This is a genomic window from Bacteroides sp. AM16-24 (assembly GCF_003471885.1).
GTDB lineage: Bacteria > Bacteroidota > Bacteroidia > Bacteroidales > Bacteroidaceae > Bacteroides.
On sequence record NZ_QRKI01000004.1, the window covers coordinates 86,723 to 105,456 of the forward strand.

The window sequence follows — 18,734 nt, forward strand, 5'->3', positions numbered from 1 at the left end:
GAGATTCTCTTAATCCTGAAAGTCAAGCAACAACTGCCTTTCATCCACTTTTTTCTTATTGGGTTTTGTTATCAACAGACTGCGCACTGCCTGCGGGGTCATCTCATTCACTGTCTTCATGGGCAGTTCGTGACAAGTAATGAAATATTGCGCCTTTTTCATCACCACGCCTATCTTCTTCAATTCATAGAAGCCTAATTTAGAAAAGCGGCGGGATGCCACAATCAGCCTCGCCGACTTCACTCCTACCCCCGGAATGCGCAGCAACATTTCATAATCCGCCCGGTTGATGTCCACAGGAAACTGCTCCGGATGGCGTAAAGCCCATGACAACTTAGGGTCAATCTCCAAATCCAGGTCAGGATACGAGTCATCCACTATCTCCTCCACTTTGAACTGATAGAAACGCATCAGCCAGTCTGCCTGATAAAGACGGTTTTCGCGCACCAACGGCGGCTGTTTCAGGGCAGGCAAACGGGTATCATAAGTATTGACAGAGATATAGCCGGAATAATAGACACGCCTCATTGTAGGACCTTTATAAAGGGCGGATGAAAGGTACAGAATATCCTTGTCCGACTCTGCCGTAGCCCCTACAATCATCTGCGTGCTCTGTCCGGCAGGAGCAAAACGGGAAGCATGGCGGTGTTTCTTCCGTTCTTCCGAACTCTCCAGAACACCTTGCTGGATATAGCGCATCGGCGCATATACACTCTTATGGTCCTTCTCCGGGGCAAGAAGTTTCAGATTCTCTTCTTTCGGTATTTCTACATTGACGCTGAGACGGTCGGCGTATAACCCCGCTTCATTCACCAGTTCACGGCTGGCGCCGGGAATACTTTTCAGATGGATATAGCCATTGAAACGATGGATGGTACGCAAGTCTTTTGCCACGCGCACCAAGCGTTCCATTGTATAATCAGGATTTCGCACCACTCCACTGCTAAGGAACAATCCCTCTATATAGTTACGGCGATAGAACTCCATCGTCAAATCGACAAGCTCACTTACCGTAAGCGTGGCACGCGGTAAATCGTTGGAGCGACGGTTGATGCAATAGGCACAATCATAAATGCAATAGTTTGTCAGCATCACCTTCAATAGTGAAATGCAACGCCCGTCCTCAGCAAAACTGTGGCAAATGCCCCAGCCGCCGACAGTATTCCCCAACATACCGGGCTTGTTGGAACGCACAGTACCACTGGACGCGCACGAAACATCATATTTCGCTGATTCCGCCAGTATCTTCAGTTTATTAAGGACGTTTTCGTTCATACCCGCTACTCAACTATAATTGGGTCAAAAGTAGCAATTCGAAGAGAAGGAAACAAATAATGGGAAGTTAAATAATGAATAACTATTCAGAGTCTCTTCATACCTGTAAAACCCAAAAAGACCGCTCTCATTGAGACGGTCTTTCAATTCTTTCAGTAAGCGTGCTTATTATTTAGCAGCTTCCAAAGATGCTTTACGGAATGCTTTCATTGATTTTTCGATTTCCAAAGAAGCCTTACGTGCACGAGTACCGGCAGCTTTGTTACCATTTTCAATCTGAGCTTTTGCATCTTTCTCGAATGCTGCATACAATTCAGCAACTTTTTCAACTAATTCTTTCATAATCCTTTTCTTATTAATATTACTTCGTTAATAATGTCTGGCAAAAATACACTCTTTCTTGAAATAAATGCAGAAAAACAATATTTTTTTTGAAATAATCCGCAAAAATTGCGCAAAAAGGCGTCCTCTGGCGTTTTTTGCCTACTTTTGCAGGCATGAAAACCCTTACAGATACGGAATACATACACATGCTCATAGCCGAAGGCGAACACCAAAGGCAGGACTTTAAATTTGAGATTTCCGATGCCCGTAAGATCGCAAAAACGCTCTCCGCCTTTGCCAATACAGACGGCGGGCGGTTGCTGATCGGAGTTAAAGATAACGGAAAGATAGCCGGAGTTCGCTCTGACGAGGAACAATATATGATAGAGGCGGCAGCGCAAATGTACTGTCAGCCGGAAGTGAACTATACCATGCAGACCTTTCAGGCAGAAGGACGCAGCGTGCTGGTAGTGCAGATTGAGGAAAGTCTGCAAAAACCTGTATATGCCAAGGATGAAACAGGAAAACCGCTGGCTTATCTGCGCATCAAGGATGAGAATATACTCGCCACACCGGTGCATCTGCGTGTATGGCAGCAAAGTGGTAGTCCGCGGGGAGAACTGATAACTTATACAGAGCGCGAACAGTTGTTGCTTGACTTGTTGGAAGAAAATGATAGTCTATCGCTGAACAGGTATTGTAGGCTGGCACGCCTTTCCCGACGTGCAGCAGAACATTTACTTGCCAAGTTCATCCGGTTTGATATTGTAGAACCGGTATTTGAAGGTCATAAGTTTCACTTCAGATTAAAATAAATAATCATTCTTCAATCCTGACTTTTACTTTTTGGGTATGAGGAAAAAGTTGTTTACAGAAAAACAAAAACCAAAAACAGTTGTTATTTTAGGGTATCTCAATATGATACTTAGGATACCTCAGTATGATACTTAGGGTACCTCAGCTGCAGTCTTAGAACGCCTCAACACAACACATTAATATTCAATCAGTTACAAAACATATCTTTTGCGACCTTTATAATCAATAAATTCAGACAGAAGAACCGACAGTTTATCATTAAACAAGTAAATATAAAACAATATAGCATGAATATAATCAATTCAATCAACGATATTCTCTGGACCTATATCCTTATCGCTCTGCTTTTGGGATGTGCCTTTTGGTTCACGCTGAAAACCCGCTTCGTACAGTTCCGCATGATAAGGGAAATGGTACGTTTACTAGGTGACTCAGCAGGAACAAACGGCAAGCCAGGTGAAAAGCATATCTCTTCATTTCAGGCGTTTGCCATCTCCATTGCCAGCCGCGTAGGCACGGGCAATCTGGCGGGTGTAGCCACTGCCATTGCTGTAGGCGGACCGGGAGCAGTATTCTGGATGTGGGTCATTGCCCTGTTTGGGGCTGCCAGTTCATTTGTAGAATCCACATTGGCACAATTATATAAGGTGAAAGGCAAAGACTCCTTTGTTGGCGGTCCCGCCTACTATATGCGGAAAGGATTGAAACAACCGTGGATGGGTAGTGTGTTTGCCGTACTCATTACGATAACTTTCGGCTTCGCCTTCAACTCCGTGCAAAGCAATACACTGTGTGCAGCTTTCGAACATGCGTTCGGTTTCGATCACGTCATTGTAGGAGGGGTTATTACCATAGCTACGCTGCTTATTATCTTTGGTGGTGTACAGCGCATTGCTAAAGTGAGCAGTATCATTGTCCCCATTATGGCATTGGGATATATTGCTTTGGCACTGATTATCGTAGCTATCAATATCACTGAACTTCCTGCCGTTATCAAACTCATCGTCAGCCATGCCTTCGGCTGGCAACAGGCATTGGGTGGTGGCGTAGGTATTGCATTGATGCAAGGCATCAAGCGGGGATTGTTCAGCAATGAAGCCGGTATGGGTTCCGCTCCCAATGTGGCGGCTACCGCACACGTCACACATCCCGTAAAGCAGGGGCTGATACAGACCTTGGGCGTCTTCACCGATACATTGATTATATGTACCTGCACCGCGTTCATTATACTTTTCAGTGGTGCGCCACTGGACGGCTCTGCCAATGGGGTACAACTTACGCAACAGGCGCTGACAAACGAGATTGGCTCGGCAGGAAGCATTTTTGTTGCCATTGCTTTGTTCTTTTTCGCCTTCAGCAGCATTCTGGGTAATTATTATTATGGAGAAGCCAATGTGCGTTATCTTACTCGGAAGAAATGGATATTGAGCATTTACCGCATCCTGGTAGGTGGTATGGTACTATTTGGCGCACTCGCTGCACTGGATGTGGCATGGAGTCTGGCAGACGTCACCATGGGATTGATGGCGCTCTGCAACCTGATTGCCATCAGCCTGCTCGGTAAATACGCTTTCAAACTGCTGGAAGACTACCGTGCACAGAAACGCGCGGGTATCAAAGACCCTGTTTTCACAAAAGACCGCCTCGAAGAAGTGGAAAATGACATAGAGTGCTGGTAAGAGATTTATGATTTATAAATTATGATTTATACAATTGTTGGTGTAAATCAACTTATTTCGTACTTTTGCAACCGCAATTGCCCCGGCAATTATAAATCATAAATCATAAAACATAAATCAGATGGGTATATTTGCCAAACTATTTAAAAAGAATTCCGAGGGTACTTCCTCCAAAAACGTGGAAGATTTCGTGTCACTGACACGTGTTTATTTCCAGTCCGTGATTGCCGCTAATCTGGGAATTACGAACATTCGTTTCGTGCCGGATGTAGCCAACTTCAAACGTCTGTTCAAAATACCGACTCAGGGCGGACGACTGGGACAAGCCGAAAAGACCGCTTCACGCAAAATGCTGATGCAGGACTATGGACTAAGTGAAAACTTTTTCAAGGAAATCGATGCCTCCGTAAAAAAACATTGCCGCACGCAGAATGATGTGCAGGCATACTTGTTTATGTATCAAGGCTTTTCACAAGACCTGATGATGTTGATGGGCAACTTGATGCAATGGAAGTTCCGTGTGCCCTCTGTTTTTAAAGGCGCGCTGCGCACTATGACCGAAAAGACCGTACATGACGTTTGTACTAAAACCGTATGGAAAAAGGACGATGTACATAAGACGGCTATGGCAGTCCGTCAATATAAAGAGCGTTTGGGATACTCCGAGCAATGGATGACAGAATACGTGTATAACGTTGTGCTACTTGCTAAAAAAGAGCCGAAAAGTAAAGCCACAGAAGAGAAATAAGTTTGAAATATCTATCAGACAAAAACTGTTATCAAAAGAGAAAGTTCTCTAAAGAAACAATCAATAAAAAGGGCGAGAAATGATTTTCTCGCTCTTTTTTGTTATTTTTATGCAACTTTTTATTCGAAGGAACAACAACACTTTATGTAAAGAGATTGTTGTAAGATACAGCGGGCTTTGTCCGCTAAGCTACAGGCTGCAAGCTACCAGTGACAAACAGTTACACAAGGTAAGCTGAAAACTCTGATAAATTGATAACCCTGATAAGCTGGTATTTCAGAAAATCTATTAGTTCAGACAATTCGATAATTCAGAATGTCTATTTCAAGCTGTCAAACTTCCGAACTATCGGAGTAAGCCACCAGACGCTTTAGTCTATCAGAGAATCACCCCGAAAAGACACTCATCAGCTGTAGCTTATTACTTGTTACTTAACTCATTACTTGTAACTCGTAACTATTTCAGTATTAATCATTAAAAAACAACCGCTTATGAAACAAAAGAAAATGCTTGCACTCACTTTATCCCAGTTGAAGCAACTGTATCGAAATGAACTTCCCGAAATTGTACGCATCGCCGAACAGAGCGACGGTACGGAAAGCTTCAAGCAAGGCATTTCGGAATTCATTACCAGTCAAGCTGATACGGAAAGTGAAGTTATCAGGCAAATTCGACTTTTGATTGAATATGACGGCCGGGAAGTCCATGAACTTTCTACCGATGAACAAATGACTGTTTCTACCCTGTCACTTCTATACGCGTTTCTTACCGGAAACCTGGAAGAAGATGTGGAAACAGACGTGTTCCTGGATATTTTCCAGCAATTCAAACGCTTACAGCATCCTGCTGCCCCACTCCCCGCACCCCAACGCGTCAAAGCGTGGACCGAGCGCTGGCCCAGCGGACTGAACGAAGACGTGCAACTGATCCGTGCCAAAAACAAAGAACGTATTCTGCACGCATTGATACAAAAGATAGAGCACCGTACCACTGTTTCACGTTTCCATTTTGAAGAGGGCATCAGCTATGAAGAGAAATACCGTCTCGTCAGCGAATGGTGGAACGATTTCCGTTTCCATCTGGCCATGGCTACCAAAAGCCCTACGGAATTGAATCGCTTCCTTGGTAATTCACTTTCGGCTGAAACCATGTATCTGCTATCTCGTGCCCGCAAGAAAGGAATGCCTTTCTTCGTTACGCCTTACTATCTGCACTTGTTAAATCCCGGCAGCACAGGATACAACGATGAATCTCTGCGCAGCTACATCCTCTATTCCCCGCAACTGGTAGAAACTTACGGACAAATCCGCGCCTGGGAACGTGAAGACATAGTAAAAGCCGGAAAACCCAATGCGGCCGGCTGGCTCCTGCCCGACGGACACAACATCCACCGTCGTTATCCGGAAGTAGCCATCCTCATTCCAGACACCATGGGACGCGCTTGTGGCGGGCTTTGTGCTTCCTGCCAGCGCATGTATGACTTCCAGAGTAAACGACTCAATTTTGAGTTTGACTCCCTGCGTCCTAAAGAAACATGGGAGAAGAAATTACGCCGTCTGATGGCTTACTTTGAGGAAGATACCCAATTGCGTGATATCCTCATTACAGGTGGAGATGCCCTCATGAGTCAGAACAAAACGCTGAACACAATTCTGGAAGCCGTTTACCGTATGGCTGCCCGTAAACGGAAAGCCAATCAAGAACGTCCGGAAGGAGAAAAGTATGCCGAATTACAGCGTATCCGTCTCGGATCGCGTTTACCTGCTTATCTTCCAATGCGTATCAACGATGAATTGGTAGAAATTCTGCGAACTTTCAAGGAGAAAGCATCCGTCATCGGTATCCGCCAGTTCATTATTCAAACACACTTCCAAACGCCACTGGAGGTTACTCCCGAAGCAAAAGAAGGCATACGTAAATTATTATCGGCAGGCTGGCTGATTACCAACCAACTTGTGTATAACGTAGCTGCCTCACGTCGGGGACACACCACCCGCCTGCGCCAGGTACTTAACCAACTGGGAGTTGTCTGTTACTATACATTTTCCGTAAAAGGTTTCGAAGAAAACAACGCAGTCTTTACGCCAAACAGCCGTTCCATGCAGGAACAACAAGAAGAGAAGCGTTTCGGCAAACTAAATAAAGAAGATGCCTTCAATCTGTCTGCATCGCTTGAAACGGCACTCGATCCCGCCTCCTGTATCCGCCAGTTCCTGAAGATACATCATCTTCCGTTCCTTGCTACAGACCGCAGCGTGTTGAACCTGCCTGCCATCGGAAAGAGCATGACATTCAATCTGGTGGGAATGACTGAAGACGGAAAGCGCATCCTTCGTTTCGACCACGACGGAACACGTCGCCACAGCCCGATAATCAACCAGCTCGGACAGGTCTATATCGTAGAAAATAAGTCCATAGCTGCCTACCTGCGCCAACTGCGCGCCATGGGAGAAGATGTAGAAGACTACGCAAGTATCTGGAATTATACGGAAGGCAAAACCGAATCACGATTCAGCCTATACGAATATCCGGACTTCCCTTTCCGCATCACAGAAAAAATGAGTAATCTGGAAATAGCAGAGTAACTTCCGGAAATAATCTGTACTTTTGCATAAGAAAATCACAGAGTCGTCTGAAAAGTCTGAATTATATTCCGGGCTTTTCAGACATTTTTTATCCTAAAAATAGTGAGTATGAAAATCGAACGACACCCTTTAGCCCCCTTTCTTCCTGCTAACGCCCGTTTGCTAATGCTGGGAAGTTTTCCACCTCAAAAGAAAAGGTGGTCGATGGAGTTTTATTATCCGAACTGGAACAATGATATGTGGCGGATTGTAGGACTCCTGTTCTTCAATGATAAGAATCATTTTCTGAACGAAGCGGCAAAAGCTTTCGACAAAGATCGCATTATCCCTTTCCTGCAAGAAAAAGGCATTGCCCTATTTGATACAGCTACCGCCATACGACGATTGCAGGACAACGCATCCGACAAATTCCTGGAAGTTGTAGAACCTACGGATATCGAGGGCATGCTCCGCCGTTTACCAAAGTGTAAAGCCATAGTTACTACAGGTGAGAAAGCAACGGAAACTTTATGCGAACAGTTCTCTCTTGATAAGCCGAAAGTGGGAGATTTTACAGAATTTATTTTTGATGGCAGACCTATGCGACTTTATCGGATGCCCTCTTCTTCGCGTGCTTATCCACTTGCTTTAGAAAAAAAAGCAGCCGCCTACCGCATTATGTATCAGGACTTACAGATGTTATAAGACGAAAGAGCGTTAAAATAATCGCTCATCCCTCTTGCATATTTAAAAGTTTACATTACCTTTGCAGCCGCAAACACGGGAGTAGCTCAGTTGGTAGAGCACTGGTCTCCAAAACCAGGTGTCGGGAGTTCGAGCCTCTCCTCCCGTGCAAGATAGAAATAGCTGTGAGTTTTTACTTGCAGCTATTTTCATTTATTACCTCTGTCATCTTATAACACTACCCGATTCATTAACGGATATCAATCAGTTTATGTGTTTGCAAACTTAATCGCCATTTAGGATGTTGCATGACACATGCCACTGTTTCCGTAGTATTACTACACGAACAGGGTTGCAGAAAGAAATATTCAGCCGGAAGCAATTCATAGATTCCAATGTCCTGACCTTCATAAACGACCTTCACCTCATCCATGCGGGTAATTCCCAACTTCGCTCCTTGCTTGGGAGAACACGTCACCCAATCAATATTTTGGGGTAATGGGTTCGTTCCATTCGTTTCGATACAGACATACTTTCCCGCCTGGTGCAAACAGTCGATAAAAATCTCATCAATCCAGAGGGAAGGTTCTCCACCCGTCAGGATAACTGTAACAGCTGGATATTTCCGTACTTCGGCAATAATTTCATCATCGGACATCAGTACACCTTCCTCATGCCGTGTATCGCAAAAAGAGCATTTCAGATTGCAACCGGAAAAACGGATAAAGACAGCAGGCGTGCCAGTGTGATAGCCTTCACCCTGCAAGCTATAAAAAATCTCATTAATCTTTCTCATAAAAAATATTCGTGCCGCTTTCAGTAGAGTTATTCTTTCTCATAAGTAGCTATATTGGATTCGGATTCCTGCACCTCGACTTTGAAGCAAGTAGGTATCTGCTCACAAATCCAACGAGCTATATTCTCTGCAGTAGGATTGAATGGAAGAACTTCATTCAGATTACGGTGATCGAGCTTTCCTTTCACCGTTTCTTTGATGTGGCTGAAATCAACTACCATTCCATCGGCATTGAGTTCCCGGGAACGACAGTAGACTGTGATAATCCAATTGTGACCATGCAGATCCTCACATTTGCTGCGATAGGAAAGTTTCAGGCTATGGGCAGCTGATATTTCCATGCGTTTGATAACTGTATACATATTCTTGTTAATACGCTAATAAAAAAATACTTTATCTGTTGTCGCACCTAATGTCACCTCGGCACGGCACAAAAGTACAAAAATTCTAAGGATTACAGTTTAAATCTTCTGCTTTTATTCGTAAACACAAAGTGAATTGGCAACCTTACGCTCCCCTTTATTATCATAAAGTTTATTGTCAGTAAGCTTGTTTACAATTCCATTATCCGGTGCAGAAGCACTCCAGAGTGTAGTAGAACCACCACCATCCAGGTTCAAAGCTTTCCTTGTACCCAATACACGAAGAAGATGTGTCAACTCAGGGATATTGATACCTTCCGCCTTACCTTCGAAACGGCCAGCAACCGCAATCAGAAATACCGTTCCATCCTTCATCAGAGCTACGGCACTCCGTGGATGTTTAGTCTGAACGAATGACCGGTTACAAACAGACAAATCACAAGCTTTTCCATCCAGCAGCATCAACGGACCGGAAACGAGAATACTCCCTTCTTTCTGTTCGCAAGTTTTCTCATCCTGTTTCTTCCAGGCTATGATGTCCAGTTTCCCTTTATCTATTTTCACGGCACCATTGGATACAGTACTGAGTACACCGGTCGCAGTAGTATCCACAACCACCCCGTCTTTCCGCAAATAGCAGATAGAAGTTCCTTGCTTGATATTGAAATAAGAACCGTTAATAGCCACCACTGCACCGGAACGACGGGCAGCATTACTGGTTTCTTCTTTAGGAGAATGAATTAAAATGTCAAACCGATGTTGCTCCGGTTTGATTTCAAGAATAGCGACATGCTGCGGAACACCATACAAAGATACGAACTCCGCTTCACGACAAAGTACACCTTTTCCCATAGAAGTTACATTCCAGCGAGCAGTAACAAGTGCTAAAGAGTCTGCGGTGGTCTGTGCCACCACAACAAATACATTACACAGTATCAGCAATAGCGCGAAGACGGACTTTCTCAAATACATGTTTTGACTTTATTGAAAATTCTTCGCAAACATAAGCATTTAAAGTGAATGTCAGATAACAAAGCAAACAGAACTTTCTCCGTAAACAAAAAAAGAGTACTTTTGCGGCATGAAAACCCTTTATATAGCACTTGGTACACTCTCTTTGGCACTTGGTATCCTCGGCATTTTTCTGCCGTTGCTACCCACTACTCCATTTCTGCTACTCACGGCTGCACTCTACTTTAAAAGTTCGCCTCGCCTGTATAACTGGTTATTAAATCATAAGCATCTCGGCCCTTATATCCGCAACTTTCGTGAAAACAAAGCCATCCCTCTACGTGCAAAGATAATTTCCATCTCGCTGATGTGGATCACCATGCTCTACTGCGTGTTTTTTATCATACCGTATATATGGGTAAAAGTAATACTCCTGATTATTGCAGCAGGAGTAACCTATCATATCCTTTCGTTTAAGACGCTGAAGTAGATGCTTATTTTACCGCTCCACCTATCTGTTCAAAGAATTCCCCCAACCCCTTACGAGCATCAGCCAGTTTATCCTCCCAATGCTTCACGGAGTTCTGTCCTATGATATCCGTCACATACTTCACAGCAATAAAAGGCACGTTCTTGGCACGGCAAACAAAGGCTTGCGCAAAAGCTTCCATATCGACCACATCGCCTTTCACATCCGAAAGTTCCGTCAGAAAAGTATCGCCTGTATTACAAATGCCTTCTCCTGCCCAATGCATACAGTATCCCTTCTCTGCCAGCAAAGTAGAAGAATCAATCTCATATTCCAAGCCCATATCGGCTAACTTCTGCATATCACGGTCTATAAAATGACGACACACCAGAATATCTCCTACCTGGCAATCAATGCTTCCTGCCGTACCTACGTTGATCACCAAGTCCGGCTTAGCCTGATTGAACACTTCAGAAACATAATAAGCTGACTTCACTTTGCCTACTCCTGTACGAATATAGCCGATGTGAACTTCTTCCTCTCCTATCAATCCGGGAAACTTTAACTCCGTAAACTCACCCTGTACGGCGTAAGTAACTAAAATTTTCATACTGCATCTTTTTATTTTGAGCGAGTAAATGTACAACTTTTTTTTAGAAACTAAAATTCATCCACTTGCGACTTAATCTTTTCGATCTGTCTGATCAAGCAATCCATCTTCCGCCTATTCTTTTTAATCATTACAGGACGCAGAACAAACCAATTAAGGGCAATCCATAAAAACAAAACAGAATACGCTATCAGTCTGAACGTAAAAGATGAATTAAGAGTATATTCATACATATAAAGAAGGATACCGAAGGATAGCAAAATGAAATATAAACTCATTACCTTAGTCTGCATGAAAGTTTCTTTCCCTTTCAGCATAAGCAAATTATTCAGATAATCGATATTCGACTGTTTCTCGTCCAATGACCTATACAAAGAAGTTATCTTCCGATTGACCACCACCACAATACACATCGGCAAGATTCCCACAATGATTCCAATCTTAGTACTCAAGAATTGCGGTTTGAAATAGATCCAGATAAATATCATAAAAAGGATAGTCAACACTAAGATAACATCAAGAAATATCCCCTTTTTAAGACCGCTCTTTCTGAAACGGCTGATCTTATTCAATATTTCAGATTGATCGGCAGCCGGAACAGCCTGCCTGTTCCACAATTCTTTTATATCAATATTACTCTCCATATTCTTTGAATTTTCTTGTTAACTGGGCTTTTATACGATGAATTCTTACACGGACATTACTCTCCGACAATCCAATGATTTGCGCTATATCCGCTTGCCTGACATCTTCCAGTTCCAGCGAAATGATAATGCGGTCTATCTCCGAAAGTTCTGCAATAAACTTGTATAGTAACTGAATCTGCGGCTCAATATCCGTCTTTTCATCTTCAAATAAATCGGCAGGAAACTGCGTAGATAAGATTTGCTTCTTCCGTTCCAGCTGACGCAGACAGTTATTGGTTGCAATACGAAATATCCAAGTATCAATATTGGCTTCATTCCTGAAGGTAGGCAGATATTGCCAGACTTTAATAAAAGTTTCCTGAGCCATGTCCTGAGCTAAGCTGTAGTCATTTACATACCCCATGCATAAGCGGAATATTTTATTCCAGTACCTCCTATATATATCTTCAAATTCCACTTAACGCTCTTTTATAAATTCACAAATTTGATGGATGAACCATTCCCTATCATCAAACATCACAAAATGCAAGCCTTTATCTGCATATCTGATTTGTGCTACTGACAAATTCTTATATTGATTCTTAATGACCGTATCTATATGTTTGAAATAAGGCTCCAAAAGTACGAGAGAAGGAACAACTATATTCTTTATACATTCCCTTAAATCTGTATTCGAGAAATCACAGAAGAGTTTAGCATACGTCTTTCTGTCAGATGCCAATCCCCAGTTTACTATTTCGGCAAATCTCAATGAATCAGTGGTAAGCGTTGCCGCACTCATTCTTTGCATTTGCACAAATTGCTCCTCATCCATAGCTGTAATCCTGTCAATCAGATCAGTGCAGTCATTATCAGGAGCAGATTTAAAATCAGGAACTGTCAAAGCCATCAGACAAGGCAAGGCATCTACAATCACAATCTTTCCTGTAAGCTCCGGGAATTCAGCCGCAATTGCAAGTGTCAAACCACCTCCCATACTATGCCCCACAAGAATAGGTTTCTCTATCCGCTCCTCTTTGATAAACTTTGCAATCTGCATTTTCCATCTTTCGAATGATGGACACTCTTCAGGTGCAACGCCCGAGAAGCCCGCCATCGTCAGCACATAGCAGGTATAGCTGTCTTTCAGTACGCTGACTGTTTCTGCCCAGACATCACCCGAGCATGCAAAACCGGGTATAAATATAACCGCTTGTTTTCCTGTTCCCGATTTTACTACCGAAAAAGGATAATCCTGTGCAAAAATCAAAAGAGAAGTTCCCAATAACATCAGGGTCAAAAGTAATCTTTTCATCGCCATATATTCTAAAGTTTTTCCTTTAGATACGGGCCACTCCGGAATGTTACAAGAAAAAGAGAATAGTATCGGAAAACTTCAATCTGATTTCTGTCTATTCTATAAGTTTTCCGGATATATCATTTGTTTAGCCATCCAGAAATTAGTAAGAGAAAGCCAGCTACTCTGATCACAAAGTCTGCTTTCATTATTTTATAATATACGTTTTCAGTGCCTCCACATATTCCTCAAAGGCGTCCACCCCCTGCGGCGTAATCTTGCAGAGAGTACAAGGCATTTTTCCTTTGAACGTCTTTGTCACCTCCACATAGCCTGCTTTATTGAGCTTGTCAATCTGCACGCTGAGGTTGCCGGCCGTTGCCCCTGTTTGTTGGCGAATAAAGACAAAGTCTGCCTCTTCAACGCCAATAAGCAACGACATCACCGCTAAACGCAGCTCAGAGTGGAGCAAAGGGTTCAGTTCTTTAAACATATCATTCGTTTTTCTTTCGTTTACTACTCAACAATGCAAATAGGGATATACCCAACAGGGGCAAATGATACAGTCCCAGATAAAATCCGGTATCAGTGGCAAAATAGCCCATATTGTAACATCCTATAATAACCCCTACCATTGCCGTCACCCGCAACACAACCCTGCTTACACTCCGCTTACTCAATATCAGCAAAGTAAGAAAGACAGGCGTCATCGGGCAGAAGCCCAGCACAGCGCCGCTATCCAGCAGATAGTGCAACCGGAAGTCGGGCAAAGCCGTACGTAAATCCATCGGCCACCACAGGCAGAATAGAGCAACAGGAATTGTCCAACCCGTTTTCCAGGTAATATTATCAAAAGAGAATACGGTATTACCCTTCCACGCAGACCAAAACCAGATAAATGCCACAAATCCCATCATCACCACATTCACCGTCACCATGCTGAAACCGTACTGTTCCGTCACAGCCATATTTTGTATCACGGCATACAGCAGATAGAAACACCCTGCAATCGCCATAAAACATCTGCTGAACTTACCTCTACAGACAATAACAGCCATCAGAGCCAATATCATTACTATCTGAAAATAAACAGCATAAGCGTACATATCCATAATAAAGGCATGCCCCAGTGTATAAAATATCAAATCTCCCGCAGCCTCAAACTTAAAGCCTTTCGTCGCCATCGGCATCAAAAGGAACTGCAAAAGTACAAGTAACAAAAAGAACTTCCAAGAGGTCAGGAAATTCTCGAAACGACTTTTTGTCATATACCGCCTCCTTTCTTCGCTTTATAGTTCAGAAAATGTCCCGGGATAACCATCATAAAAATAAAAGCCAATGCAAAAAGCAATATCTGGTCGAATCCGTGTATAAAGAGGCAACCTAATGACGACAGAGCTCCCAAAGTTCCTCCTATAGTCACTACCTTCATGTTTACAATAAGACCGGTCAACGCCGTACCCATTCCCATTATCAGCAGTATGATGAACAAGACAGGCAAACTCCAGTAGAAGATAGCGACCCAGGTTATCAGAAAACCACCCAGCCCAAATACGGTCCAGACGTACCCTAATATCCGGTCGATATAGGTTCGTGCCATCTTCTGCTTCTTCCGGTTTATCCACAAGGTGGCAGGAAAAGAAATCGCGGGCAACAGGAACCACATCCATTGCCAGTTGTAATTACCGGTTTCTTTCAGGAGAAACCAAATCACCAGAGATATCACCGTACACAAATATCCCCATATCAGAAAAGGCATTCCGGCGTTCTCAGCCATCTTGTACTTTGCGTTCTGTATCATGTGAGTGATGAGTTCCAAACTCTCTTTCTCAGTCATATTTTTATTATCCATTACCAACTATTTTATTTATCCGAAATCATACATACAAACGAACATTCATTCCTTATCTTACATTAAATAATAAAACAGGAAGAACAGCAGAAACAATAAACACAGGGTTAATATCAGCAACAGCCTTGTCGTCACAGCATATTGTCTGGTAAGCAACTTTTTCTTTAATAAAAGTACCTCGCCGAATGTCAATACAGCCAACCAGGCATAACCATAAAAAGTCGTGATATGCCAAACATCCTTCGACCCCATGTATACTGCAAAAAACAGGTAATCAAAAATCAACGATATCCCAACGGCAAGCGATGCCACCACAAGGGCTTTTTTCATCAGATTCCCTGTTCTATTTTCAGAAGCCAGACATATATAAATACCTTGCCGCCCAGAAAAGAGGATTCACCGTAAGCATCAACAGTATTCCCAACTGCGGATTATGACTCCAAGGAACCCATAATACGACATTGGAAAGCCAATACATGCACATTATCATCAGTATCGTAACCGTCCACCATAATTGGCTCTTTTGTTTATCTAATCTTGCAACATCCATCATTTCATGTCTACTTTAGAAATTAATAATCTGTGAGATCGAGCACCTTCACCAGCAAGAAAGCCAGCAACACCATGTTTCCAATAAGAAGACAGCCTAGAAGTGAGTTCATAGTATTTCCTCCAGTTAGTTATTTGAAACATAGTTTTCTTTCCTTGCTGCATAATTCAGCATGTGCCCGGGAATAATCATTGCAAAGACAGCAGCCACAGCGAAACAAAGTAAAGAAACATAGGTAGGAGCATCTTCTCCCATTGCTACAAACACCATATACAAGCCTATCGCCAACCCGATTGACGAAAAAAGATAAAAAGCCTTGTAGCGAACAATAACACCTGTAATAATACTCCCCAACGACATAATCAATGTTCCTAACGGCAGGATAAATTCAAACTGTTTCATACAGGTAGCTCCTATTGCCACAGCCATACAAAGTCCACCCAGTATACGCCATATTTCAGTCAGCACCTTATCCGAATAGGCTTTAGCCCGTTTCTGTGATTTATGTTCTAAATATATTCCCAAAGGGATTCCAATAACAGGTATTCCCCAAAAGCCCCACATCCAATGAGGGTCTTTCGTAAAACATAAGCCTCCGTACACAACTAAAGTCGCTATGGTTCCAATATATCCCCACAACAGAAATATATTTCCGCTCCCCGCATCTAGATTACGACGTGTATTCTGTATCATTTGAGAGATGAGTTCAAAACTCTCTTGCTCGGTTATTTTTCTATCTTCCATAATTTATTGATTTAATGCAATTACTCTTTTGTATGTCTTCTGTTCAATCGATGTCCGGGAATAATCAACATAATAACAAAACAAACAGCAAAGGCAGGATACATAAAGTTGAATTCAGGCGGATTAAACAGAATATGCGATATCATAACCACGGATATTGCCAATGCACAACCAGCAGCATTTCTCATCCATGAATCATTTATGATACTCCCCATAATATTAACTCCCAATGAGCACAGCAGCAGAATAATCGGCAACAATAATAACATGGAGTCAAAATAGAGAGCAGATATTATAGAAATACCAATTCCATATTGCCCGATATTACTCCAGATAGCAAGTAAAACCTTATCCGTGTAAGTCAAAACCGGCTTATCTTCCTTTTTCTTCAACCAGTGCATCACCGGAAAACCAATAACCGGTATAGCCAGCCATAACCAATTCCAAAGCGGATTACCAGTTATCAGAATCAGAACATAAACCACAAGTGCAGTTATCGTACAAAGATACCCCCATAGCAAAAGGATATTCACATTCCCCAACCGAAGGTTTTTCTTACTATTCTGTATCATCTGTGTGATAAGTTCCAAACTCTCCTTTTCAGTCATTTTCTTGTCTTCCATAACAGTGTTTCTCTTTATATATAAAATTATTTTTTTGCTTTGTCCTGTAAGGCCTTTACATCTTTCAACTCTACATCAATCGTTTTTGCTTCAGCCGTCATGTCCAAATCTACAATCGCGCAATTCTCTGCTGGTATCCCGTCTTCCCGGTCCAGTTGATAATTACCGTTTTCATCGTGATAGACATACAATTTACATTTTCCTTCGGGCACTTCTTTTAATACAAGTGTTACCGTATCACCCATAGCATCCACCATTGCATATTGCCCTTTATCAGCAGCAATCATCACCTTTCCTTTTGCAGAACGAATGTTCTTCACTTTCACTGTCAAGTCACTCTGTGCTGATACCGAGACAGCACATACGCTTACAACAAACAATGCAACCCACTTAAAACCAATCGTTTTCATAACTGTACATCTATTAAAATTCTACAATAATCATACATTTCGGGTTCGAACTCCGATGCAAAGATAGATGGTTTATTTTATAAACCAAATTATTTTATAAATTAATTTATGAAAAATAAAAAGAAAGTTTTCAAGAAGGTACGAATACTCCGGAATTAATTCACAAGTGCACAGGAATGAAGCTCAGGATGACAGATACTCAGTAAACCATCACCTAATAGAGACGAATAATTCCACCATTGCAAAAAGCTACCCCTTACGCTGCAAGAAACTAATACCTACCTTACAAGAAACTAATCCCGGCATTGCGATGAACTAATATTTTCTTGCATTTTATTATTCATACAATATATATTATAGTTTCTTACAACAAATGTTGTAATAAAGAAATATAATTGTTGTATGAAACTTTTATAGCTGTTGTATGAATAGTAATATGCAAGAAAATATTAGTTCATCGCAATGCCGGGATTAGTTTCTTGTAAAAATAGGAATAGTTTTAGGCATCCGCCAAACAAACCCTTTTCAGTCCGCATAAGTGCCGTTTTCATGTTATTTCGATGCTCAGGCAACATTTTTCCCTGAAAAGTTTTTGTAATCTCCAAGTTAATTGTATTTTTGTGTACAATTTTGGTATAGTAATGACTGACGAAGAAAAGAAGCGATTAAGTACCTTTGAAGCGAGACTGCGCCATTTGATCTTTTTGTATGATGAATTGAGGCGCGAAAATGCTGAATTAAAGCAACTTCTAAAAACTAAACAAGAAGAATGCGAGCAGGTACATGCTGAATATGAAGCTTTGGAAGATGACTATACGAACCTAAAAACAGCAATGACAATCAGCCTTAACGGCAGCGACGTAAAAGAGACGAAACTGCGATTGTCCAAATTAGTGCGTGAAGTCGATAAATGCATCGCTTTGTTGAATGAATAACAAGATGTATGAACGATAAGATAAAGATAAACCTACAGATGGCAGGCTCCACCTATCCCCTCACCATATTGCGTGAAGAGGAAGAAATGGTGAGAGAAGCAGCCAAACAGGTGGATATACGGCTCAATGCGTATCGAGAACATTACCAGAATGTGACTCCTGAGAAGATTATAGCCATGGTGGCCTATCAATTTGCCTTGGAGAACCTGAAAATGAAAAACCGAAACGACACTCGTCCGTATGCCGACAAGATAGAAGAACTGACAGAGGTGTTGGAAACATACTTCAAAGGACTGTAAACGTCCGGAAGCTTTTCCTCAAAATACCAAAGCCAGCAAAAGAATTAGAAAATCCACGCACTGTGTGAAAGTGTCCCTTCTGAAAACAAGGGTGGCTTTCTTGCAGTGCGTTTTTTATTT

At 42.3% G+C, this 18,734-nt stretch carries 25 protein-coding genes and 1 tRNA gene; 9 read left to right on the top strand and 17 right to left on the bottom strand.

Annotated features, from left to right (window positions below):
* Positions 1–9: 9 nt before the first annotated feature.
* Together DW182_RS06620 and DW182_RS06625 are read right to left on the bottom strand one after the other, a co-directional pair.
* The gene (locus DW182_RS06620; protein ID WP_118295047.1) at positions 10–1,275 is read right to left on the bottom strand and encodes a putative DNA modification/repair radical SAM protein; all 1,266 of its coding nucleotides are present in this window, start codon (positions 1,273–1,275) and stop codon (positions 10–12) included.
* A 168-nt stretch (positions 1,276–1,443) separates the two neighbouring features.
* On the bottom strand, positions 1,444–1,617 hold the full coding sequence (locus tag DW182_RS06625; RefSeq protein ID WP_007213067.1) for a histone H1: 174 nt from the start codon (positions 1,615–1,617) through the stop codon (positions 1,444–1,446).
* A 155-nt stretch (positions 1,618–1,772) separates the two neighbouring features.
* On the opposite strand from DW182_RS06625, the gene DW182_RS06630 reads away from it, so the two are divergent.
* The 6 genes from DW182_RS06630 to DW182_RS06655 all read left to right on the top strand — a co-directional run bounded on the left by DW182_RS06630 (position 1,773) and on the right by DW182_RS06655 (position 8,259).
* The gene (locus tag DW182_RS06630; protein ID WP_044264935.1) at positions 1,773–2,414 is read left to right on the top strand and encodes a helix-turn-helix domain-containing protein; all 642 of its coding nucleotides are present in this window, start codon (positions 1,773–1,775) and stop codon (positions 2,412–2,414) included.
* Positions 2,415–2,702: 288 nt separating this feature from the next.
* The gene (locus DW182_RS06635) at positions 2,703–4,094 is read left to right on the top strand and encodes a sodium:alanine symporter family protein (protein ID WP_118295048.1); all 1,392 of its coding nucleotides are present in this window, start codon (positions 2,703–2,705) and stop codon (positions 4,092–4,094) included.
* A 121-nt stretch (positions 4,095–4,215) separates the two neighbouring features.
* On the top strand, positions 4,216–4,842 hold the full coding sequence (locus DW182_RS06640; RefSeq protein ID WP_118295049.1) for a hypothetical protein: 627 nt from the start codon (positions 4,216–4,218) through the stop codon (positions 4,840–4,842).
* 491 nt (positions 4,843–5,333) lie between these two features.
* Entirely contained in the window at positions 5,334–7,427 is a 2,094-nt protein-coding gene (locus tag DW182_RS06645) for a KamA family radical SAM protein (protein WP_118295050.1), read from the top strand.
* Between the two features lie 108 nt (positions 7,428–7,535).
* The gene (locus tag DW182_RS06650) at positions 7,536–8,111 is read left to right on the top strand and encodes a uracil-DNA glycosylase family protein (RefSeq protein ID WP_118295051.1); all 576 of its coding nucleotides are present in this window, start codon (positions 7,536–7,538) and stop codon (positions 8,109–8,111) included.
* A 75-nt stretch (positions 8,112–8,186) separates the two neighbouring features.
* A tRNA-Trp gene (locus tag DW182_RS06655) sits at positions 8,187–8,259 on the top strand.
* 81 nt (positions 8,260–8,340) lie between these two features.
* On the opposite strand, the gene DW182_RS06660 is transcribed toward DW182_RS06655, so the two are convergent.
* From DW182_RS06660 to DW182_RS06670, 3 genes are all read right to left on the bottom strand, one after another.
* Entirely contained in the window at positions 8,341–8,886 is a 546-nt protein-coding gene (locus DW182_RS06660) for a radical SAM protein (protein WP_118295052.1), read from the bottom strand.
* A gap of 29 nt (positions 8,887–8,915) precedes the next feature.
* Positions 8,916–9,248 (bottom strand): 6-carboxytetrahydropterin synthase QueD, encoded by a 333-nt coding sequence (gene queD / locus DW182_RS06665; protein ID WP_118295053.1) that lies wholly within the window; start codon positions 9,246–9,248, stop codon positions 8,916–8,918.
* 114 nt (positions 9,249–9,362) lie between these two features.
* Positions 9,363–10,220, bottom strand: coding sequence for a phosphodiester glycosidase family protein (locus tag DW182_RS06670; RefSeq protein WP_118295054.1), 858 nt, complete (start codon positions 10,218–10,220; stop codon positions 9,363–9,365).
* 109 nt (positions 10,221–10,329) lie between these two features.
* Between DW182_RS06670 and DW182_RS06675 the strand changes: the two genes are divergently transcribed.
* Positions 10,330–10,689 (top strand): YbaN family protein, encoded by a 360-nt coding sequence (locus DW182_RS06675; RefSeq protein ID WP_007666073.1) that lies wholly within the window; start codon positions 10,330–10,332, stop codon positions 10,687–10,689.
* A gap of 4 nt (positions 10,690–10,693) precedes the next feature.
* On the opposite strand, the gene DW182_RS06680 is transcribed toward DW182_RS06675, so the two are convergent.
* The 12 genes from DW182_RS06680 to DW182_RS06730 all read right to left on the bottom strand — a co-directional run bounded on the left by DW182_RS06680 (position 10,694) and on the right by DW182_RS06730 (position 17,380).
* Positions 10,694–11,278 carry a nucleosidase gene (locus DW182_RS06680; RefSeq protein WP_118295055.1) on the bottom strand — a complete coding sequence of 195 codons (585 nt, stop codon included), beginning with the start codon at positions 11,276–11,278 and terminating at the stop codon, positions 10,694–10,696.
* Between the two features lie 50 nt (positions 11,279–11,328).
* Positions 11,329–11,922: a hypothetical protein gene (locus DW182_RS06685; RefSeq protein WP_118295056.1), complete on the bottom strand. Its 594-nt coding sequence runs from the start codon at positions 11,920–11,922 to the stop codon at positions 11,329–11,331.
* Complete coding sequence (locus tag DW182_RS06690) at positions 11,912–12,382, bottom strand: RNA polymerase sigma factor (RefSeq protein ID WP_007666083.1); 471 nt, start codon at positions 12,380–12,382, stop codon at positions 11,912–11,914. Before DW182_RS06690 ends, DW182_RS06685 begins: the two co-directional genes overlap by 11 nt.
* Positions 12,383–13,225 (bottom strand): alpha/beta fold hydrolase, encoded by an 843-nt coding sequence (locus tag DW182_RS06695; RefSeq protein WP_118295057.1) that lies wholly within the window; start codon positions 13,223–13,225, stop codon positions 12,383–12,385.
* A gap of 184 nt (positions 13,226–13,409) precedes the next feature.
* Positions 13,410–13,694, bottom strand: coding sequence for a transcriptional regulator (locus DW182_RS06700; protein WP_007666109.1), 285 nt, complete (start codon positions 13,692–13,694; stop codon positions 13,410–13,412).
* 1 nt (position 13,695) lies between these two features.
* On the bottom strand, positions 13,696–14,469 hold the full coding sequence (locus tag DW182_RS06705) for a hypothetical protein (protein ID WP_118295058.1): 774 nt from the start codon (positions 14,467–14,469) through the stop codon (positions 13,696–13,698).
* Positions 14,466–15,053, bottom strand: a complete 588-nt coding sequence (locus DW182_RS06710) for a hypothetical protein (protein WP_118295059.1) — start codon at positions 15,051–15,053, stop codon at positions 14,466–14,468. Before DW182_RS06710 ends, DW182_RS06705 begins: the two co-directional genes overlap by 4 nt.
* 57 nt (positions 15,054–15,110) lie before the next feature.
* Entirely contained in the window at positions 15,111–15,383 is a 273-nt protein-coding gene (locus DW182_RS22415; RefSeq protein ID WP_233564093.1) for a hypothetical protein, read from the bottom strand.
* Between the two features lie 19 nt (positions 15,384–15,402).
* Positions 15,403–15,606 (bottom strand): hypothetical protein, encoded by a 204-nt coding sequence (locus DW182_RS22420; RefSeq protein WP_233564094.1) that lies wholly within the window; start codon positions 15,604–15,606, stop codon positions 15,403–15,405.
* A gap of 123 nt (positions 15,607–15,729) precedes the next feature.
* Complete coding sequence (locus DW182_RS06720; RefSeq protein ID WP_044533421.1) at positions 15,730–16,347, bottom strand: hypothetical protein; 618 nt, start codon at positions 16,345–16,347, stop codon at positions 15,730–15,732.
* Between the two features lie 20 nt (positions 16,348–16,367).
* Positions 16,368–16,970: a hypothetical protein gene (locus DW182_RS06725; protein ID WP_118295060.1), complete on the bottom strand. Its 603-nt coding sequence runs from the start codon at positions 16,968–16,970 to the stop codon at positions 16,368–16,370.
* Positions 16,971–16,996: 26 nt separating this feature from the next.
* Positions 16,997–17,380: a DUF2141 domain-containing protein gene (locus DW182_RS06730; protein ID WP_118295061.1), complete on the bottom strand. Its 384-nt coding sequence runs from the start codon at positions 17,378–17,380 to the stop codon at positions 16,997–16,999.
* A gap of 641 nt (positions 17,381–18,021) precedes the next feature.
* On the opposite strand from DW182_RS06730, the gene DW182_RS06735 reads away from it, so the two are divergent.
* Together DW182_RS06735 and DW182_RS06740 are read left to right on the top strand one after the other, a co-directional pair.
* The gene (locus DW182_RS06735) at positions 18,022–18,315 is read left to right on the top strand and encodes a hypothetical protein (protein WP_044155370.1); all 294 of its coding nucleotides are present in this window, start codon (positions 18,022–18,024) and stop codon (positions 18,313–18,315) included.
* Between the two features lie 8 nt (positions 18,316–18,323).
* Positions 18,324–18,614, top strand: a complete 291-nt coding sequence (locus tag DW182_RS06740; RefSeq protein ID WP_007213043.1) for a cell division protein ZapA — start codon at positions 18,324–18,326, stop codon at positions 18,612–18,614.
* The last annotated feature ends 120 nt before the right edge of the window (positions 18,615–18,734 follow it).

Bases quoted from the DNA above. Each gene is read 5' to 3' on its own strand.
- DW182_RS06700 (WP_007666109.1), bottom strand. From the start codon at position 13,694: ATGTTTAAAGAACTGAACCCTTTGCTCCACTCTGAGCTGCGTTTAGCG.
- DW182_RS06695 (WP_118295057.1), bottom strand. From the start codon at position 13,225: ATGGCGATGAAAAGATTACTTTTGACCCTGATGTTATTGGGAACTTCT.
- DW182_RS06645 (WP_118295050.1), top strand. From the start codon at position 5,334: ATGAAACAAAAGAAAATGCTTGCACTCACTTTATCCCAGTTGAAGCAA.
- DW182_RS06730 (WP_118295061.1), bottom strand. From the start codon at position 17,380: ATGAAAACGATTGGTTTTAAGTGGGTTGCATTGTTTGTTGTAAGCGTA.
- DW182_RS06630 (WP_044264935.1), top strand. From the start codon at position 1,773: ATGAAAACCCTTACAGATACGGAATACATACACATGCTCATAGCCGAA.
- DW182_RS06660 (WP_118295052.1), bottom strand. From the start codon at position 8,886: ATGAGAAAGATTAATGAGATTTTTTATAGCTTGCAGGGTGAAGGCTAT.
- DW182_RS22420 (WP_233564094.1), bottom strand. From the start codon at position 15,606: ATGATGGATGTTGCAAGATTAGATAAACAAAAGAGCCAATTATGGTGG.
- queD (WP_118295053.1), bottom strand. From the start codon at position 9,248: ATGTATACAGTTATCAAACGCATGGAAATATCAGCTGCCCATAGCCTG.
- DW182_RS06705 (WP_118295058.1), bottom strand. From the start codon at position 14,469: ATGACAAAAAGTCGTTTCGAGAATTTCCTGACCTCTTGGAAGTTCTTT.
- DW182_RS06640 (WP_118295049.1), top strand. From the start codon at position 4,216: ATGGGTATATTTGCCAAACTATTTAAAAAGAATTCCGAGGGTACTTCC.
- DW182_RS06670 (WP_118295054.1), bottom strand. From the start codon at position 10,220: ATGTATTTGAGAAAGTCCGTCTTCGCGCTATTGCTGATACTGTGTAAT.
- DW182_RS06625 (WP_007213067.1), bottom strand. From the start codon at position 1,617: ATGAAAGAATTAGTTGAAAAAGTTGCTGAATTGTATGCAGCATTCGAG.
- DW182_RS06675 (WP_007666073.1), top strand. From the start codon at position 10,330: ATGAAAACCCTTTATATAGCACTTGGTACACTCTCTTTGGCACTTGGT.
- DW182_RS06680 (WP_118295055.1), bottom strand. From the start codon at position 11,278: ATGAAAATTTTAGTTACTTACGCCGTACAGGGTGAGTTTACGGAGTTA.
- DW182_RS06725 (WP_118295060.1), bottom strand. From the start codon at position 16,970: ATGGAAGACAAGAAAATGACTGAAAAGGAGAGTTTGGAACTTATCACA.
- DW182_RS06740 (WP_007213043.1), top strand. From the start codon at position 18,324: ATGAACGATAAGATAAAGATAAACCTACAGATGGCAGGCTCCACCTAT.
- DW182_RS06620 (WP_118295047.1), bottom strand. From the start codon at position 1,275: ATGAACGAAAACGTCCTTAATAAACTGAAGATACTGGCGGAATCAGCG.
- DW182_RS22415 (WP_233564093.1), bottom strand. From the start codon at position 15,383: ATGAAAAAAGCCCTTGTGGTGGCATCGCTTGCCGTTGGGATATCGTTG.
- DW182_RS06710 (WP_118295059.1), bottom strand. From the start codon at position 15,053: ATGGATAATAAAAATATGACTGAGAAAGAGAGTTTGGAACTCATCACT.
- DW182_RS06635 (WP_118295048.1), top strand. From the start codon at position 2,703: ATGAATATAATCAATTCAATCAACGATATTCTCTGGACCTATATCCTT.
- DW182_RS06735 (WP_044155370.1), top strand. From the start codon at position 18,022: ATGACTGACGAAGAAAAGAAGCGATTAAGTACCTTTGAAGCGAGACTG.
- DW182_RS06720 (WP_044533421.1), bottom strand. From the start codon at position 16,347: ATGGAAGATAGAAAAATAACCGAGCAAGAGAGTTTTGAACTCATCTCT.
- DW182_RS06685 (WP_118295056.1), bottom strand. From the start codon at position 11,922: ATGGAGAGTAATATTGATATAAAAGAATTGTGGAACAGGCAGGCTGTT.
- DW182_RS06650 (WP_118295051.1), top strand. From the start codon at position 7,536: ATGAAAATCGAACGACACCCTTTAGCCCCCTTTCTTCCTGCTAACGCC.